Source organism: Kitasatospora sp. NPDC059673, assembly GCF_042734215.1.
GTDB lineage: Bacteria > Actinomycetota > Actinomycetes > Streptomycetales > Streptomycetaceae > Kitasatospora.
In genome coordinates this window covers 1-17,270 of sequence record NZ_JBHWEN010000021.1, presented here as the reverse complement: position 1 = coordinate 17,270, position 17,270 = coordinate 1, and the positions used below count along the sequence as shown (strand labels likewise).

The following is a 17,270-nucleotide window of genomic DNA, read 5'->3' as shown; positions in this document are numbered from 1 at the left end:
CTCGGAGCGGGTCACGAGATAAGCGCTCAGTAAAGTTGAGCTTCATCGACTCAAAGCTGTTGACGGTTCCGGATCCCTCATGCATCCTTGAGCCTGTACTGCTCAACTTCTCCCCGGAGGTATTCACGATGGCACGCGCGGTCGGCATCGACCTCGGTACGACGAACTCCGTCGTCAGTGTTCTTGAGGGCGGTGAGCCCACGGTCATCACCAACGCCGAGGGTGCTCGGACCACGCCGTCCGTCGTCGCCTTCGCCAAGAACGGCGAGGTGCTCGTCGGCGAGGTCGCCAAGCGCCAGGCGGTCACCAACGTCGACCGGACCATCCGTTCGGTCAAGCGCCACATGGGCACCGACTGGAAGATCGGCATCGACGGCAAGGACTTCACGCCGCAGCAGATCTCCGCCTTCGTCCTGCAGAAGCTCAAGCGGGACGCCGAGGCCTACCTGGGCGAGACGGTCACCGACGCCGTCATCACCGTCCCGGCGTACTTCAACGACTCCGAGCGCCAGGCCACCAAGGAGGCCGGCGAGATCGCGGGCCTGAACGTCCTGCGCATCGTCAACGAGCCGACCGCCGCCGCCCTGGCCTACGGCCTGGACAAGGACGACCAGACCATCCTGGTCTTCGACCTCGGTGGTGGCACCTTCGACGTGTCGCTGCTGGAGATCGGCGACGGCGTGGTCGAGGTCAAGGCCACCAACGGTGACAACCACCTCGGCGGTGACGACTGGGACCAGCGCGTCGTCGACCACCTGGTGAAGGTCTTCCAGTCCGGCCACGGCGTCGACCTGTCCAAGGACAAGATGGCCGTCCAGCGTCTGCGCGAGGCTGCCGAGAAGGCCAAGATCGAGCTGTCCTCCTCCTCGGAGACCTCGATCAACCTGCCCTACATCACGGCCTCCGCCGAGGGCCCGCTGCACCTGGACGAGAAGCTCACCCGCTCCCAGTTCCAGCAGCTGACCGCCGACCTGCTGGACCGCTGCAAGGTCCCGTTCCACAACGTCATCAAGGACGCCGGCATCCAGCTGTCCGAGATCGACCACGTGGTCCTGGTCGGTGGCTCCACCCGTATGCCGGCCGTCGCCGAGCTCGTCAAGGAGCTGACCGGCGGCAAGGACGCCAACAAGGGCGTCAACCCGGACGAGGTCGTCGCCATCGGCGCCTCCCTGCAGGCCGGTGTGCTGAAGGGCGAGGTCAAGGACGTCCTGCTGCTCGACGTCACCCCGCTGTCCCTGGGCATCGAGACCAAGGGCGGCATCATGACGAAGCTGATCGAGCGCAACACCACGATCCCGACCAAGCGCTCCGAGATCTTCACCACCGCCGAGGACAACCAGCCCTCCGTGCAGATCCAGGTCTACCAGGGCGAGCGCGAGATCGCGGCGTACAACAAGAAGCTCGGCATGTTCGAGCTGACCGGCCTGCCGCCGGCCCCCCGCGGCCTGCCGCAGATCGAGGTCACCTTCGACATCGACGCCAACGGCATCATGCACGTGGCCGCGAAGGACCTCGGCACCGGCAAGGAGCAGAAGATGACCGTCACCGGCGGCTCCTCGCTGCCGAAGGACGAGGTCAACCGCATGCGCGAGGAGGCCGAGCGCTACGCGGAGGAGGACCACAAGCGCCGCGAGGCCGTGGAGACCCGCAACCAGGGCGAGCAGCTCGTCTACTCGACCGAGAAGTTCATCGCCGACAACGCCGACAAGCTCCCGGCCGACGTCAAGACCGAGGTCGAGACCGCCATCGGCGAGCTCAAGGAAGCCCTCAAGGGCGAGGACATCGCGGCCATCCGCACCGCCACCGAGAAGGTCTCCACCACCGCCCAGAAGCTCGGCGCGGCGCTGTACGCGCAGGCCGACGGCGCGGGTGCGGCCACCGGTGCGGCCGGTGCCGGCGAGGCCGGCGCCAAGGACGACGACGTGGTCGACGCCGAGATCGTCGACGACGAGAAGCCCAAGGGCGGTGTGGCATGACGGAGAAGCCGCAGGGCGAGCAGCCCGGCGACGACTCCGCCGCCGAGGAAGCCGTGCTGAAGGCCGCCGAAGAGGCTGTCGCGGGCGCGGGTGCCGAGGAGCTGGCCGCCGCCAAGCGCGAGGCCGTTGAACGCACCGCCGACCTTCAGCGTCTCCAGGCGGAGTACCAGAACTACCGCAAGCGGGTCGAGCGCGACCGGGCCACCGTCCGGGAGATCGCGGTCTCCAGCATCGTGGAGTCGCTGATCCCGGTGCTGGACGACATCGGCCGGGCCCGCGAGCACGGCGAGGTGACGGGTGGCTTCAAGTCCGTCGCCGAGTCGCTGGAGACGGTCGTCGCCAAGCTCGGGCTGCAGCAGTTCGGCAAGGAGGGCGAGCCCTTCGACCCGACCATCCACGAGGCGCTGATGCACAGCTACTCGTCGGACGTCACGGAGGACACCTGCGTGCAGATCCTCCAGCCCGGGTACCGGATCGGCGAGCGGATCATCCGCCCGGCGATGGTCGCGGTCGCGGAGCCCCAGCCGGGCACCCAGACCGCCGGCGAACCGGACGGCGACAAGGCTGACGGCTCGTCCGACAGCTGAGTAGAGTCCCTGAGCGCTGCGGAGTCGTACGTCGTCCAGTACGGCGGCCGGCTCCGCAGCGCCGTATTACGGCTCTGCACAACAGCACGCTTCACCAACAGACTTCAGGATTGATTACGGGAGGTGGCGGTCAAAGGCCATGAGCGCTAAGGACTACGTGGAGAAGGACTACTACAAGGTCCTCGGCGTGCCCAAGGACGCCACCGCCGCCGAGATCAAGAAGACCTACCGCAAGCTGGCCCGGGAGTTCCACCCGGATGCCAACAAGGGCGATGCCAAGGCCGAGGAGCGGTTCAAGGACATCTCCGAGGCGTACGACGTGCTCTCCGACGAGAAGCGCCGCAAGGAGTACGACGAGGCACGCTCGCTGTTCGCCGGCGGCGGCTTCCGGCCGGGCGGCGGCGCGGGCGGCGCGGGCGGCTTCGACTTCGGCGACCTGTTCAACGGCGGGGCCGGCGGCAGCGGCGGGCTCGGCGACGTGTTCGGCGGCCTGTTCAACCGCGGCGGCCGGCAGACCGCGCAGCCGCGCCGCGGCGCGGACGTCGAGACCGAGGTCACCCTGAACTTCGAGGAGGCCGTGGACGGCGCGACGGTGCCGCTGCGGATGACCTCCCAGGCCGCCTGCCGGGCCTGCGCCGGCACCGGCGCCAAGACCGGTACCACCCCCCGGGTCTGCCCGACCTGCGTCGGCGCGGGCACCGTCAGCCGGGGCCAGGGCGCGTTCGCGCTCTCCGAGCCCTGCCGGGACTGCAAGGGCCGCGGCATGATCGTCGACGACCCGTGCACCGTCTGCCACGGCAGCGGCCGGGCCTCCTCGGCCCGCACCATGCAGGTCCGGATCCCGGCCGGCGTGCAGGACAACCAGCGCATCCGGCTCAAGGGCAAGGGCGCCCAGGGCGAGCGCGGCGGCCAGCCCGGCGACCTGTACGTCACCGTGCACGTCGACTCGCACCCGGTGTTCGGGCGCAAGGGTGACAACCTCACCGTGACGGTGCCGGTCAGCTTCCCCGAGGCCGCACTCGGCGGCACCATCGAGGTGCCGACCCTGAACGGACCGGCCGTGAAGCTCAAGCTGCCCCCGGGCAGCGCCAACGGCCTGACCATGCGGGCCCGCGGCAAGGGCGCCACCCGCAAGGACGGCACCCGTGGAGATCTGCTGGTCACTGTCGAGGTCGCCGTACCCAAGATCGTCAGCGGCGACGCCCTGAGCGCACTGGAGCAGTACCGCGAGGCCACCGCCTCGGACGACCCGCGAGCCGCCCTGTTCAAGGCGGCGGAGGGAGCGTGAGACCCCGATGAGTCCCCACCCCGACAGCCCGCGCGGCGCCGAGGGCCGGATCGGCGCCGGCATCGGCGAGGGCCTGCCCGGCGCGGGCCGCCGCCCCGCCGGCCCGCCGACGTACATCCTCACCGAGGACACCCCGGTCTACGTGATCTCGGTCGCCGCCGAGCTCTCCGGTCTGCACCCGCAGACCCTGCGCCAGTACGACCGGCTCGGCCTGGTCTGCCCCGACCGCACCGCCGGGCGCGGGCGGCGCTACTCCGCCCGCGACATCCAGCAGCTGCGCGAGGTCCAGCGGCTCTCCCAGGACGAGGGCATCAACCTGGCCGGAATCAAGCGGATCATCGAACTGGAGAACCAGGTCGCCGCGCTGCAGTCCCGGGTCTCCGAGCTGGTCGACGCCCTGGAGGGCGCCGCCGCCACGCTCCAGCAGCGCGAGGCCGCCGTGCACGCCTCCTACCGCCGCGACCTGGTGCCCTACCAGCAGGTCCAGCAGTCCAGCGCGCTGGTGGTCTGGCGTCCCAAGCGCTGAATCCGGCCCTCCGGTCACCGACCGCCGGCACCCCGATCCGACGCGGGGTGCCGGCGGTTCGCGGTTCCGTGAGAGAGTTCCCCTGGATCGAATCCGGAGGGTCGGACCGGGCCGTCCCTCCAGCTCTTCGACAAAAGACTTGCCGCCTGGAATCCTGACAAGGAGGATCCCCGGTGTGATCGAAGCGACGGCGAGGAGCCGCAAATGAGTGGAAAGGCTCCATTCGGCTCCGTGGCGGCGGGGACGACCACGGTCCTGACCGCGGAAGCCCGTGACCTGTACCTGAGGGTGGTCCGGGCCGGCGGGCAGCACCCGCAATCAGCCGCCGACCCGGTGGAAGCGGCGGCATTGGCCGAACTCGTCGGACTCGGACTGCTGGTTCCGGACACCACCGAGGCCGGCCATCTGATCGCAGTCGACCCGACCCAGCTCGCCGCCGGTTTGGCAAATACCTGGCAACGACAGGCTTTGGACCTGCTGTCCCGGACGATTTCCCTGCCGACCGAATTCCACGACCTTTTCCAGGCGTACCACTCGCCCGCCGACCTCGGCGGCTCGATCGAGTACGTCCGCGGGAAGGTGCTCATCAATCAGAAGATCCAGCAGTACGTCGATTCCGGAATGAAGGAGGCGCTCGCCCTCCAGCCCGGTGGCCCCCGCCCGCCGGAATTGCTGGATGCCACCTTCGAGCGCGATCTCAGCAGCCTGAGCCGCGGCACCACGATGCGCACCATCTACCACGCGAGCACCCGCTACCATCAGCCCACCCGCGATTACGTCGCCAAGCTGACCAAGGCCGGCGGGCAGTACCGCACGCTCGACGAACCGTACGGCCGGCTGATCGTGCTCGACCGCCGCCTCGCCGTCATCCCGGTGGGCGACGACATGGGCCTGGCGGCGTTCATCCACGAACCGGCCATCGCCGCCTATCTCACGGACGCCGTTTTCGAACCGAGTTGGAACCGGGCGCTCACCTTCGACGGCGATCGCTCCGTACCCCAACAGGTGGTTTCACGGCTGCGCCAGACCATTATCGAACTGCTACTGGCGGGCACGAACCACCGCGTCATAGCGCGACGGCTCGGCATCAGCGAACGAACTCTGGCACGCCATATCGCGGAAATGCGGGAGGACTACAACGTCGACTCCCTCTTCCAGCTCGGTTACGTACTCGCCCAGGCGTCGGCCGCCTCCCAGCTCCCGGGCGAGTGATCGGACGCGCCCCCGGTCTTGTGGTCATCCCGGCATCCGTACGGCCTTATCGGCCGCCGGACTCGGTCCCCTGTCCGGGACGCCACAAGCACACCGAATGACTCAGGCCCAGCCGATGTCCAGAGCGGAAGCCGCCGTGGACGCCTTCGCGACGGCGCCGTTTTCCGCCGCCGTTCCCGTGTTGGAACCGCTGAGCGCGACACCGGCCAGAACCGCCGCGCCGACTGCCAGCGGAATCAGTGCCTTCCGGACAAAACGCCTCATGCGAGACATACAACCTCCCCTGTCCCCGTTCTTGTCGTTGAACCGAATTCGAGGCTCAATCGGCACCAATAGTGCCGCAGTTCGCTCAACTCCGCCAAGAGGCCAGGCTGCCCCGGTGCGTCATCTCGCTGCCAGGCATCCACATGCCACCGGACAACCCTGGACGCAACCGCAGGTCACGATGGACGATCAGTTCGCTCTCAATGGGCCGGCAAGCCGACCACACTTGCCAATGCACCATCAATTCCCAGTTCAACAATGCACCCCAAGCTTCAGCTTGAGCAGCCACTGACCACACCGCCGCCGGCACTCGATCATCCGGACGGCCTGTCCCCGGAGCTGACAGATGAGAGAGTCCGAACTGCAGCACCAGACGTCCGCGAGCAGCGAAGGGCGGCGCGCACGGGTCTTCCTCGCCGCACCCCTGATGCGGCTGACCGGGCCGGCGGACAGCGTGGTGACGCTGGCCAGCCGCACCAGGCTGACCACCCTGCGGAGCACGCTGCTGCGCAGCGGGGCCGCGGTGTACAGCGCCCACCACAGCGACGCGTGGACGGTGGCCGGCCGGGCGCCGGAGCAGCGCGTGCCCTCGGACTTCCGGGCCATGCAGAGCGCGGACCTGGTGTTCGCGTACGTCGGTGCCCCGCTGTCCGCCGGGGTCAGCCTGGAGCTGGGCTGGGCGTCGGCGCTGCGCAAGCCGATCGTGCTGCTGGTGGACGAGGCGATCACCCACAACCCGCTGATCGCCACCATCGAGCAGGTCTCCCCCGTGCTGCCGCTGGTGTTCGACGACACCTGGTCGCAGGAGGCGCTGCACCACACCGTGGAGACCGCGCTGGACTGGGCCGGCATGGCGCTGTCGCTGCGCAGCGGCTTCTGGACCGCACCGGGCGAGCAGTTCCCGCGGACGCGCCGCGAGCACGCCGGCCCGTACGGCTTCTGGTCCCCGGAGATCGCCACCGGCTGACGGCCGGTCAGCCCGCCGCCGGGCCTTCGGACGCCCGCATCTGCCAGCCCAGTTGGAACAGCGTCTCCGCGTCGTGCAGTTCGCGCAGCCGGGAGATGTGACCCGCCACGGTCCGCTCCGACAGGCCGAGGCGGGAGGCGATCGAACGCTGCGTCAGCCCCTGGGCGAGCAGGCGGCCGACCTGTTCGTGGACCGGGACGACGCTCTCGCACTCGCGGTCGGCCGAGCGCCAGCGGACCCGCTCGGCCCGCTCCCAGTCCCGCTCGAAGGCGGCGACCAGGAACGCGACCACCGCCGGGTCCTCGACCAGCGCGGCGCTGGAGTTGTCCGCCGCCGCCGGGACGACGGCGACCCGGCGGTCGTAGATCGTCATCCGGCTGAACGGCTCGCTCAGCGTGCGGAACCGTCCGCCCCACCCGGTGACGGCCTCCGCCCAGCGCACCGTGGCCTCGTCGAGCAGCGCGGCCGGCTCGTAGACCGTGCGCAGCACGGCGCCGCCGGTCAGGAAGCAGCGGACGCGCTCCAGGGAGTCGGCCTGGAGGTCGCCCGGGAGCATCCCGCCGGGGTGCAGGGCGAGCACCTCCTCGGCCGCCTCGCTCTCCAGCTCCCGCACCCGCTCCCGGATCCGGTCGGTGCGTTCGACGTGCTGCACCACGCTGGAGCGGTCCGCGCGGCGCGGGGTGGCGTCGTAGGCGCGGGTGAGGTCCTCCAGCAGGGCGGGCATCTCCTCGGCGCGCAGCAGCATCCGGGTGCCCTCGGCGCGGAGTTCGGCGCTGATCCGGTCGCCGACCGTGCGGGGGTTGACCGCCGTCAGCGACTGGTCGGCCACGTCGTGCGCCAGCAGCCCGAGTTCCAGCAGCCGCAGCACCCCCGCCGAGTCCTGTTCGACCGCCTCGCGGAAGGCCACCCGGCCGCCCTGGTCCAGGATCTGCTGGTACAGCCGCCGCTCGGGCCCGGTCGGCAGGGCGGCTCCGTTCGGCTCGCTCACAGGTCCCACTCCTTCCGGGCCGCTCCGGTGCGGCGCCCGGGCGGTCGGTTCCGATCGGTCATTGAGGCGCTCCGCGCAGCTGCCAGCCGAGCTGGAACAGGGTCTCCGCATCGTAGAGCTCGCGCAGCCGGGCGATGTGGGCGGCCACCGTCCGTTCCGACAGGCCGAGCCGGGAGGCGATGGCGCGCTGGGTGAGGCCCTGGGCGAGCAGGGTGCCGACCTCTTTCGGGACGCCGGTGCCGCGCGGGCGGCCGGCCAGGGCGTGCCAGTCGATCCGGGCGGCGCGTGTCCAGTCCCGCTCGAACAGGTCGATCAGGGTGGCCAGGACGGCCGGGTCCTCGACGAAGGCGGCCTGGTTGTCGTCCGGTGAGGCGCTGATGATGGCGATCCGCCGGTCGAAGATCAGCATCTTCCGGAACGGCTCGTCCAGGACCCGGATCCGCTCGCCGGCGGCCGAGACCGTCGCGGCGTAGTCGGCGGTCGGCGGATCGGTGAGCGCGCCCGGCTGGTAGAGGGTGCGCAGGGCGATGCCCCGGGCCAGGAAGTCCAGCGAACGCGTCAGGGCCTGCCGCATCTGCCCGACCGGGCGGGCGCCGCCGGGCTGGGCGGCGATCGTCTCCTCGTGCATCTCGGACTCGATCTGCATGATCCGGTGCCGGATCTGCAGACGGTGGTTCACCCGCTCCACCGCGTGCGACCGGTCGGGGCGGCGCGGGGCCTGGTCGTAGGCGTGCACCAGGTCCTCCAGCTGGGCCGGGGCCCGCTGCGAGCTCGCCAGCGTGCGGATCGCCGCCTCCCGCAGGCCGGCGCTCAGCCGGTCGGCCAGCGCACGGGGGTTGACGGCGCTCAGCGACTCGTCGACGGCGTCATGGATCAGCAGGCCGAGTTCGATCAGCCGCAGGGTGGCGGCGGCGTTCTGCTGCATCGCCTCACGGAACATCACCTGCCCGCCCTGCTCCAGCACGTGGCGGTACAGCGCCCGCTCGTGCTCGTCCGGCAGCCGGTCAGCCACGCGCGCCGTCCCGCATCAGCCAGCCGAGCTGGAACAGCGTCTCCGCGTCGTAGCGCTCGCGCAGGCGGGCGATGTGGGCGGCGACGGTGCGTTCGGACAGGCCCAGGCGGGAGGCGACGGCGCGCTGGGTGAGGCCGGTGGCGAGCAGTTCGCCGATCCGGCGGGGGGTTTCGGGGAGCTGTTGGCCCGCCAGGTCGCGCCAGGGGACCCGGACGGCGCGGGCGAAGTCGCGCTGGAAGACGGCGACCAGGTGGTCCACCACGGCGGGGTCCTCGATGAAGGCGGCGGCGAGGGTCTCGGTGGACGCGGAGATGACCGCCACCCGCCGGTCGAAGATCATCATTCGGGCGAACGGCTCGTCCAGGACCCGCAGGCGCACGCCCCAGCCGGTGGCCTCGGCCGCGTAGGCGACGGTGTGCGGGGCGTGCCGGGTGAGTGGCTGGTAGAGGATGTCGATGACGGCTCCGCGGGCCAGCGCCTTGTGCAGCCGGGAGCTGTCCTCCAGGAACTCGGGAGGGCGCGGTCCCGGCTGGGCGGCCAGGCCCTCCTCCCGGTAGGCGGCCTCGATCTCCAGCAGGCGGAGCCGGACCTGCTGGACGCTGGCCAGGTGGGCGATCCCGGCGACCGGTTCGGTGCGCCGCTGCGCGGCGTCGTAGGACTCGGCCAGCTCGTCGAAGCCGGCCGCCGTCCGGTCGGCCCGGGCGAGCAGGCCGGTGCCGTGCTCCCGCAGGGTGGCGCCCAGCCGGGTGCCGACCACGCGCGGGCTGACGGCCGCCACCCAGCCGTCCACCACGTAGTGCTCCAGCAGCCCCAGCTCCAGCAGCCGGGCGGCCGCGTGCGCGTCCTGTTCCACCACCTCGCGCAGCGAGACCCGGCCGGCCCTCAGGACAGCGAGGTAGAGCGCCCGTTCGGCCTCGGTCGGGGGGACGGTGTCCGGTTCAGTCACGGTCCTCGCCCCCGCGCATCAGCCAGCCGAGCTGGAAGAGGGTGTCGGCGCCGTGCTGGTCGCGCAGGCGGGAGATGTGGGCGGCGACGGTGCGTTCGGACAGGCCGAGGCGGGTGGCGATGGCGCGCTGGGTGAGGCCGGTGGCGAGCAGCCGGGCGACCTGGTCGGCGGCGGTGCGGGTGGGGGCGGTGTCCAGCAGCAGGTCCCAGCGGACGCGTTCGGCGCGGCCCCAGTCGCGTTCGAAGCCGGCCACGATCATCGCGACGGTGGCGGAGTCGAGGATCAGCGCGGCCCGGCTGTGGTCCTCGGCGGCGGGGACGACGGCGGTGCAGCGGTCGAAGACCATGGCGCGCTGGAAGGGTTCGTCGAGCAGCCGGATCTCGCCGCCGGCCTCGGTGAAGGCGGCGGCGTAGCGGATCGCGGCGGGGTCGGCGAGCATGCCGGGCCGGTACAGGGCGCGGATCCGGCAGCCGCGCCGCAGCACCGGGAGCTCCTGGTGCAGCGAGGCGTCCAGGACGCCCGGGGGGACCTCTCCGGGCTGGGTGGTGAGGGCCTCCTCGCGGCAGTCGGCGGCGAGTTGGGCGATCCGCCGCCGGATGTGGTCGCGGCCGATCACCTGGATGTCGCAGCCGGCGGGTTCGATCGGGCGGGAGTGGCTCTCGTAGGCGGTGATCAGCGGGTCGAGGCGGCCGGGCAGGCATTCGGCGCGGTTGAGCAGGCGGGCGGCCTCGGTGTTCATCCCGGCACCGAGGCGCTCGGCGACGAAGCGCGGATCGACGGCCAGGTAGGCGCCGTCCAGGCCGTCGGAGACCAGCAGGCCGGTGCGCAGCAGTTCGGCGAGCGCGGGCCGCTGCGGGTCGGTGATCCGGTCGGCGGCGATCCGGCCGCCGGCGTCGAGGATCTTCAGGTAGAGGCGTTGGGCGAGGTCGTCGACCGGTGGAGGTCCGGGGGCGGGGTCAGCCACGTCCGCCGCCTCTCATCAACCAGCCGAGCTGGAACAGGGTTTGGGCGTTGTGCAGTTCGCGCAGCCGGGAGATGTGGCCGGCCACGGTGCGTTCGGACAGGCCGAGCCGGGTGGCGACGGCGCGCTGGGTGAGGCCCTGGGCGAGCATCCGGCCGACCCGGTGGGTGACGGTGCGGGTGAGGGTGCGGCCGTCGAGGCTGTTCCAGTGGACCTGGTCGGCCCGGGCCCAGTCGCGTTCGAAGCCGGCCACCAGGTAGGCGATGGCGGCGGGGTCCTCGACGAAGGCGGCGCGGCTGTGGTCGTCGGCGGCGGGGATCACGGCGATCCGCCGGTCGATGACGATCACGCGCAGGAACGGCTCGTCCAGGACGCGCAGTTGGGCGCCCTGCTCGGCCATCGCGGTGGCGTGCCGGACGGCGCTCTCCTCGGTGAGCGCGACCGGCTGGTAGAGGGTGCGCATGGTACCGCCCCGGCGGAGCATCAACTGGTCCTGGGTGTGGGCGAGTTCGAGGACGGCGGGCGGGCGCAGGCCGGGCTGGGCACTGAGCAGTTCGAGCCGGCAGTCGGAGATCAGCTGGGCGATCCGCAGCCGGATGCTCTCCTGGCCGTCCACGTAGACCGCCTGCCGGGCCCGGTCGGCGGGCCGGGGGACGGCGTCGTAGGCGCGGGCGAGCGGGTCGAGGGCGGTGGGCAGCCGGTCGGCGTCGAGCAGCAGCCGGGTGGCCTGGGCGCGCAGGTCGGCGCCGAGGCGTTCGGCGACGGCGCGCGGGCTGACCGCGACGTAGCACCCGTCGATGCGGTTGGGCATCACCAGCCCGATGGCCACCAGCTGCTCCAGCAGGGCGCGTTGGCGTTCGGGGGCGAAGTCGGAGCCGGGCAGTTCCGGCTCGTCGAGCGGAATGCGACCGCCGGCGTTCAGGATGGCGAGGTACAGCCGGGAGGCGTCGTCCTCCGGGAGTGTGTCGTCCGGATCGGACTTCGGGTGGTCCGCAGCCACGTCGAGCTCTCCTGCCGTCTTCCTCCGTTGCGGATGATGATCTCAGCAGGGCCGGCCGGCTCGGCGGCGGGAGTCCCCGCAGACGGGCGTGTCCCCCGGGGCGGGCGCCAAAGGCACCCGGGACCCGGAGGACCCGCTCGTGTCACGCCAAGCGTCAAGGCGCTTTCGGCGAGGCGGAGCAGCAACGCCTCACCGATACCGATCCGTCGGCCATCACCACACATGGCGTCCGGGCCGGTGCTCTTCCCCCCGTTGCGCAGATACGAACGCACCTGTCGCCCCCCACACACGAAGAGCAAGTCGCCGGCTCGGGCTGCGGCGGCCCGGGACGACTTGGCGTGTCTACACCCTCACAGCGCGGGGAACGCCGAACAAGTGCTCTCCGGCTGCAGGTTCCCGCAAGTGCAGGAACCTGCAGCAAACCACCCGATCGAGTGACCGAAATCCTCTATTTCTCGACATTGCCCCCCTCCCCGAACAGGCATTCGGCATGCTCCGCGACGCCGCCGGGCCGGTGGCGTCACGGAGCGCGGAAATGTCACTGCCGTCGCCGAGAATTCCACAATCCTTCGCCGAATCCACCGATCCGGAATGGCCCGCACCCGGATCACCCGGCCCGAATGGGCCCTCGACGGGCAGGCCCTACGGGAGCCGTCCGGCCCGCAGCCCCGCCAGGGTGCGCACCGAGGCCACCGCCCAGGCGGTGAACAGCAGCAGCCACAGCGCGGCGGCCAGCCCCGTGAAGCCGCCGAACCCGGTGTGCCGGGCCAGCGCGGACGCGCCGGTGACGAGCGTGCCGACCGGGAAGGTGAACGCCCACCAGGTCATCGCGAACGGCATCCCGGCGCGCAGCGCCCGCAGGTTGGCGACCAGCGCCACGGCCAGCCACAGCAGCGCGAACCCCATCACCGCGACGCCGTAGACCTCCGCCAGGCCGCGGGCCACCGCCGCCCCCTGCGGCCCGGCGCCCGGCAGCGCGAGCGGCAGCGCGTCGGCGAACTGGTGGACGGCGGTGGTGGACTGGCCGAGCGGGCCGAGCACCAGGAACAGCGACGGCGTGAGCACCACCGTGGGCAGCTTGCTGTGCACCAGCCCGCCGAACACCACCGGCAGCAGCGCCAGCGTGGCCAGCAGGCTGGCCCCGAACATCGCCACGCACCCGTACAGCAGCGCCTGCCGGGCCGCCCCCTCCGGCAGGTGCGGCACCAGCGCGGGGCCGAGCGCGGCGGCCACCATCGGGGCGACCACCGGCAGCAGCCAGGTCGGGTTGGCCTCCAGCGCGGACAACCGGTGCCGGGTGATCATCAGGTACGGCAGCCCGGCCGCCACCACGAGCGCGTACAGCGTCCCGGCGCTCCACAGCAGCACGTCCAGCGCCAGCCCGGCCCGCTCGCCGATCACCGGCCCGCCGACCGCCAGCGCGCCGTAGCCGACGGCCAGCAGCGCCATCGGCGGGCAGCCGTAGAACACCGCGGCGGACGGCTCCTCCAGCAGGGTGCGGCGGGCCTGCTCGCGGTGGCGCACCAGGTGCACGGCGCGGGCCGCCAGCAGGACGGCGAGCAGCAGCAGCGACAGCGTCCACACCGCCTCGGCGAGGACGAGCCGGCCCGGCAGGTCGATCGGCAGCGCGGCGGCGCCGTTGCCGGTGATCGCGGTGCCCATCACGGCGGCGTACCAGTTGGGCCCGAGCTTGGACAGCGCGGGCGGGCCGGGGGGGTGCGGGCGGGTCTTCGGCGCGAGGAGGGTTGCCATGGCACCACCGTCCCCGGGCGGGTGGGGCGGCGGTAGCGGGGGCTCCGCTATGAGGACATAGCCTGGGCCTATGGCTCTCTCCCCGCACGTCCCGGAACTCGGCGCCCTGGAGCTGCTGCTCGCGGTGGCCCGGCTGGGCAGCGTCGGCCGGGCCGCGGCCGAGCTGGGCGTCAGCCAGCCCGCCGCCAGCGCCCGGATCAAGGGGATGGAACGGCAGATCGGGGTGGCCCTGCTGGAGCGCTCCCCGCGCGGCTCCCGGCCCACCGAGGCGGGCCGGCTGGTGGTCGAGTGGGCCCGGCAGGTGGTGGAGGCCGCCCAGGCGCTGGACGCCGGGATCGACGCGCTGCGCGAACGCCGGGACGCCCGGCTGCGGGTGGTGGCCAGCCTGACCGTCGCCGAGTACCTGATGCCCGGCTGGCTGCTGGCGCTGAACGAGGCCAGCCCGGGCACGGCCGTCACGCTGCGCACCGCGAACTCCGCGGACGTCGCCGCCCGGGTGCTGGCCGGGGAGGCCGACCTCGGTTTCGTCGAGGGCACCTCCACCCCGCCCGGCCTGTCCGGCGCGGTGGTCGCCGCGGACCGGCTGGTGGTGGTGGTCTCCCCCGAGCACCGCTGGGCCCGCCGCCGCACCCCCGTCACCGGCCCCGAGCTGGCCGCCACCCCGCTGGTGCTGCGCGAGGTCGGCTCCGGCACCCGGGAGGTGCTGGAGGAGGCCCTCGCCCCGTACGGCGGGCCGGCCGCGCCCCGGCTGGAGCTGGCCTCCTCGACGGCGCTGAAGGCCGCCGCGATGACCGGCGCCGGCCCGGTCTGCCTGAGCGAGCTGGCCGTCACCGAGGAGCTGGCCACCCGCCGGCTGGTCGCCGTCCCGCTGGCCGGGCTGGATCTGCAGCGCCCGCTGCGCGCGGTCTGGCCCGCCGGTCAGCGCCCGGCCGGGCCGGCCCGGCTGCTGCTCGGGCTGACCCGCGGGGCGGCGGCCGGGCAGGCTCCGAAAAAAAGTTGAGCGGAATAGACTCAACTTAGTGCATGCTGTAGTCAGCAGACTTGGTCACGAGGCCGAGGTCCCGAAGACGAGAGGGGTATGCCCGCAGTGGACGCCAGTAAGTTCACCAGCAAGACGCAGGAGGCCCTGTCCTCCGCCATCCGCCAGGCCGGCGCCGCGGGGAACCCCGACGTCAAGCCGGTGCACATCCTGCTGGCGCTGCTCGACCAGCCGGAGGGCCTGGCCCGCCCGCTGCTCAAGGCCGTCGCGGCGGACGCGGCGCCGATCGCCGCCGAGGCCCGCCGGCAGGCCGCCGCGCTGCCCGCCGCCCAGGGCTCCACGGTGGCCGCCCCCCAGCTCGCCCGGGACACCCTCGCGGTGCTGGAGGAGGCCGGCAAGCGCGCCGCCGATCTGGACGACCAGTACGTCTCCACCGAGCACCTGATGGTCGGCCTGGCCGCCGAGGGCGGCGCGGTCGCCGACCTGCTGAAGCAGCACGGCGCCACCCCGAAGGCCCTGCTCGCCGCGTTCAAGGACGTCCGGGGCAGCGCCCGGGTCACCTCACCGGACCCGGAGGGCACCTACAAGGCGCTGGAGAAGTACGGCTCCGACCTCACCCAGGCCGCCCGGGACGGCAAGCTCGACCCGGTGATCGGCCGCGACCAGGAGATCCGCCGGGTGGTGCAGGTGCTCTCCCGCCGCACCAAGAACAACCCGGTGCTGATCGGCGAGCCCGGCGTCGGCAAGACCGCCGTGGTCGAGGGCCTGGCGCAGCGCATCGTCGCCGGTGACGTGCCGGAGTCGCTGCGCGGCAAGCGCCTGGTCGCGCTCGACCTGGCGGCGATGGTCGCGGGCGCCAAGTTCCGCGGCGAGTTCGAGGAGCGGCTGAAGGCCGTCCTGAACGACATCAAGGACTCCGACGGCCAGGTCATCACCTTCATCGACGAGCTGCACACCATGGTCGGCGCGGGCGCCGGCGGCGACTCCTCGATGGACGCGGGCAACATGCTCAAGCCGATGCTGGCCCGCGGCGAGCTGCGCATGGTCGGTGCCACCACGCTGGACGAGTACCGCGAGCGGATCGAGAAGGACCCGGCCCTGGAGCGCCGTTTCCAGCAGGTGCTGGTCGGCGAGCCCACCGTCGAGGACACCATCGCCATCCTGCGCGGGCTCAAGGGCCGTTACGAGGCGCACCACAAGGTGGAGATCACCGACGCCGCTCTGGTCGCCGCCGCCACCCTGTCCAACCGGTACATCACCTCCCGTTTCCTGCCCGACAAGGCGATCGACCTGGTCGACGAGTCGGCGTCCCGGCTGCGGATGGAGATCGACTCCTCCCCGGTCGAGATCGACGAGCTCCAGCGCGCCGTGGACCGGCTGCGGATGGAGGAGCTGGCGCTGGACAAGGAGTCCGACCCGGCCTCCGTCGAGCGGCTCGGCCGGCTCCGCCGCGACCTGGCGGACAAGCAGGAGCAGCTCAGCACCCTCAACGCCCGCTGGGAGCAGGAGAAGAAGTCGCTGAACCGGGTCGGCGAGCTCAAGGAGCGCCTCGACGACCTGCGCGGCTCCCTCGACCGCGCCCAGCGCGACGGCGACTTCGAGCGCGCTTCCAAGCTGATGTACGCCGAAATCCCGGCCGCCGAGCGCGAGTTGGCGGAGGCTCAGGAGCGCGCGGCGGACGAGCCGAACACCACCATGGTCAAGGAGCAGGTCGGCCCGGACGACGTGGCCGACGTGGTCTCCTCCTGGACGGGCATTCCGGCCGGCCGACTGCTGGAGGGCGAGAGCGCCAAACTCCTGCGCATGGAGGACGAGTTGGGCAGGCGCCTGATCGGCCAGCGGGAGGCCGTCCAGGCGGTGTCCGACGCGGTGCGCCGCACCCGCTCCGGCATCGCCGACCCGGACCGCCCGACCGGCTCGTTCCTGTTCCTCGGCCCGACCGGCGTCGGCAAGACCGAACTGGCCAAGGCGCTCGCCGACTTCCTGTTCGACGACGAGCGGGCGATGGTCCGGATCGACATGAGCGAGTACGGCGAGAAGCACTCCGTCTCCCGCCTGGTCGGCGCCCCTCCCGGGTACGTCGGCTACGAGGAGGGCGGCCAGCTCACTGAGGCAGTCCGCCGCCGCCCCTACAGCGTGGTGCTGCTGGACGAGGTGGAGAAGGCCCACCCGGAGGTGTTCGACGTACTGCTCCAGGTGCTGGACGACGGCCGCCTCACCGACGGCCAGGGCCGCACGGTGGATTTCCGCAACACCATCCTGATCCTCACCTCCAACCTCGGCTCGCCCTACCTGGTCGACCCGGCCACCCCCCAGGAGCGCAAGAAGGAGCTGGTGCTGGAGACCGTCCGGCAGGCGTTCAAGCCGGAGTTCCTCAACCGGCTGGACGACATCGTGGTCTTCGACCCGCTGGGCACCGCCGAGCTCAGCCGGATCGTCGACCTCCAGGTCGCCGCGCTGGCCCGCCGCCTGCACGAGCGCCGGCTCACCCTGGACGTCACCCCGGCCGCCCGCGACTGGCTGTCACTCACCGGCTACGACCCGGCGTACGGCGCCCGCCCGCTGCGCCGCCTGGTGCAGTCCGCGATCGGCGACCAGCTGGCCAAGGAGATCCTCTCCGGCCGCGTCCACGACGGGGACACCGTCCTGGTCGACCGGGACGAGGCGAACGACCGGCTCAGCGTCGGCCCGAAGCCCTCGCTGGTGAAGTGAGTTGACGAGCTGACGCCTCGCCGGCGGGCGGAGCCGTCGTCCCGTACGAGCACGAGGACGGCCCCGCGCCGGGTCGCGTCGCTCTTCACGGCGACGACCT

General features: G+C 72.1%; 15 protein-coding genes. 8 read left to right on the top strand and 7 right to left on the bottom strand.

Annotated elements, in window-relative coordinates:
- Nucleotides 1–128 precede the first annotated feature (128 nt).
- From dnaK to ACFV18_RS23405, 5 genes are all read left to right on the top strand, one after another.
- Nucleotides 129–1,976 carry a molecular chaperone DnaK gene (dnaK, locus tag ACFV18_RS23425; protein WP_380486208.1) on the top strand — a complete coding sequence of 616 codons (1,848 nt, stop codon included), beginning with the start codon at nucleotides 129–131 and terminating at the stop codon, nucleotides 1,974–1,976.
- Nucleotides 1,973–2,563 (top strand): nucleotide exchange factor GrpE, encoded by a 591-nt coding sequence (grpE, locus tag ACFV18_RS23420; protein WP_380486206.1) that lies wholly within the window; start codon nucleotides 1,973–1,975, stop codon nucleotides 2,561–2,563. Before dnaK ends, grpE begins: the two co-directional genes overlap by 4 nt.
- Nucleotides 2,564–2,702: 139 nt before the next feature.
- Complete coding sequence (gene dnaJ / locus ACFV18_RS23415) at nucleotides 2,703–3,851, top strand: molecular chaperone DnaJ (RefSeq protein WP_380486204.1); 1,149 nt, start codon at nucleotides 2,703–2,705, stop codon at nucleotides 3,849–3,851.
- A gap of 7 nt (nucleotides 3,852–3,858) precedes the next feature.
- Entirely contained in the window at nucleotides 3,859–4,377 is a 519-nt protein-coding gene (locus ACFV18_RS23410) for a heat shock protein transcriptional repressor HspR (protein WP_380486202.1), read from the top strand.
- 204 nt (nucleotides 4,378–4,581) lie between these two features.
- Complete coding sequence (locus ACFV18_RS23405) at nucleotides 4,582–5,589, top strand: helix-turn-helix domain-containing protein (protein WP_380486200.1); 1,008 nt, start codon at nucleotides 4,582–4,584, stop codon at nucleotides 5,587–5,589.
- A 102-nt stretch (nucleotides 5,590–5,691) separates the two neighbouring features.
- Here ACFV18_RS23405 and ACFV18_RS23400 read toward each other — a convergent pair whose 3' ends face one another.
- The gene (locus ACFV18_RS23400) at nucleotides 5,692–5,853 is read right to left on the bottom strand and encodes a hypothetical protein (RefSeq protein ID WP_380486199.1); all 162 of its coding nucleotides are present in this window, start codon (nucleotides 5,851–5,853) and stop codon (nucleotides 5,692–5,694) included.
- Between the two features lie 346 nt (nucleotides 5,854–6,199).
- On the opposite strand from ACFV18_RS23400, the gene ACFV18_RS23395 reads away from it, so the two are divergent.
- Nucleotides 6,200–6,820, top strand: a complete 621-nt coding sequence (locus ACFV18_RS23395; protein ID WP_380486196.1) for a hypothetical protein — start codon at nucleotides 6,200–6,202, stop codon at nucleotides 6,818–6,820.
- Nucleotides 6,821–6,827: 7 nt separating this feature from the next.
- Here the strand turns inward: ACFV18_RS23395 and ACFV18_RS23390 are convergent, their stop codons facing one another.
- The 6 genes from ACFV18_RS23390 to ACFV18_RS23365 all read right to left on the bottom strand — a co-directional run bounded on the left by ACFV18_RS23390 (nucleotide 6,828) and on the right by ACFV18_RS23365 (nucleotide 13,479).
- Complete coding sequence (locus ACFV18_RS23390; RefSeq protein WP_380486194.1) at nucleotides 6,828–7,808, bottom strand: LuxR C-terminal-related transcriptional regulator; 981 nt, start codon at nucleotides 7,806–7,808, stop codon at nucleotides 6,828–6,830.
- A gap of 58 nt (nucleotides 7,809–7,866) precedes the next feature.
- Nucleotides 7,867–8,820 (bottom strand): LuxR C-terminal-related transcriptional regulator, encoded by a 954-nt coding sequence (locus tag ACFV18_RS23385; RefSeq protein ID WP_380486192.1) that lies wholly within the window; start codon nucleotides 8,818–8,820, stop codon nucleotides 7,867–7,869.
- Entirely contained in the window at nucleotides 8,813–9,766 is a 954-nt protein-coding gene (locus ACFV18_RS23380; protein ID WP_380486190.1) for a LuxR C-terminal-related transcriptional regulator, read from the bottom strand. Before ACFV18_RS23380 ends, ACFV18_RS23385 begins: the two co-directional genes overlap by 8 nt.
- Nucleotides 9,759–10,730 (bottom strand): LuxR C-terminal-related transcriptional regulator, encoded by a 972-nt coding sequence (locus ACFV18_RS23375; RefSeq protein ID WP_380486188.1) that lies wholly within the window; start codon nucleotides 10,728–10,730, stop codon nucleotides 9,759–9,761. The genes ACFV18_RS23380 and ACFV18_RS23375 overlap by 8 nt, the downstream gene beginning before the upstream one ends.
- Nucleotides 10,723–11,727: a LuxR C-terminal-related transcriptional regulator gene (locus ACFV18_RS23370; protein WP_380486186.1), complete on the bottom strand. Its 1,005-nt coding sequence runs from the start codon at nucleotides 11,725–11,727 to the stop codon at nucleotides 10,723–10,725. The genes ACFV18_RS23375 and ACFV18_RS23370 overlap by 8 nt, the downstream gene beginning before the upstream one ends.
- A gap of 642 nt (nucleotides 11,728–12,369) precedes the next feature.
- Complete coding sequence (locus ACFV18_RS23365; protein ID WP_380486184.1) at nucleotides 12,370–13,479, bottom strand: TDT family transporter; 1,110 nt, start codon at nucleotides 13,477–13,479, stop codon at nucleotides 12,370–12,372.
- A gap of 70 nt (nucleotides 13,480–13,549) precedes the next feature.
- Between ACFV18_RS23365 and ACFV18_RS23360 the strand changes: the two genes are divergently transcribed.
- Entirely contained in the window at nucleotides 13,550–14,479 is a 930-nt protein-coding gene (locus ACFV18_RS23360; RefSeq protein ID WP_380486183.1) for a LysR family transcriptional regulator, read from the top strand.
- Between the two features lie 87 nt (nucleotides 14,480–14,566).
- Entirely contained in the window at nucleotides 14,567–17,170 is a 2,604-nt protein-coding gene (clpB, locus tag ACFV18_RS23355; protein ID WP_380486181.1) for an ATP-dependent chaperone ClpB, read from the top strand.
- The last annotated feature ends 100 nt before the right edge of the window (nucleotides 17,171–17,270 follow it).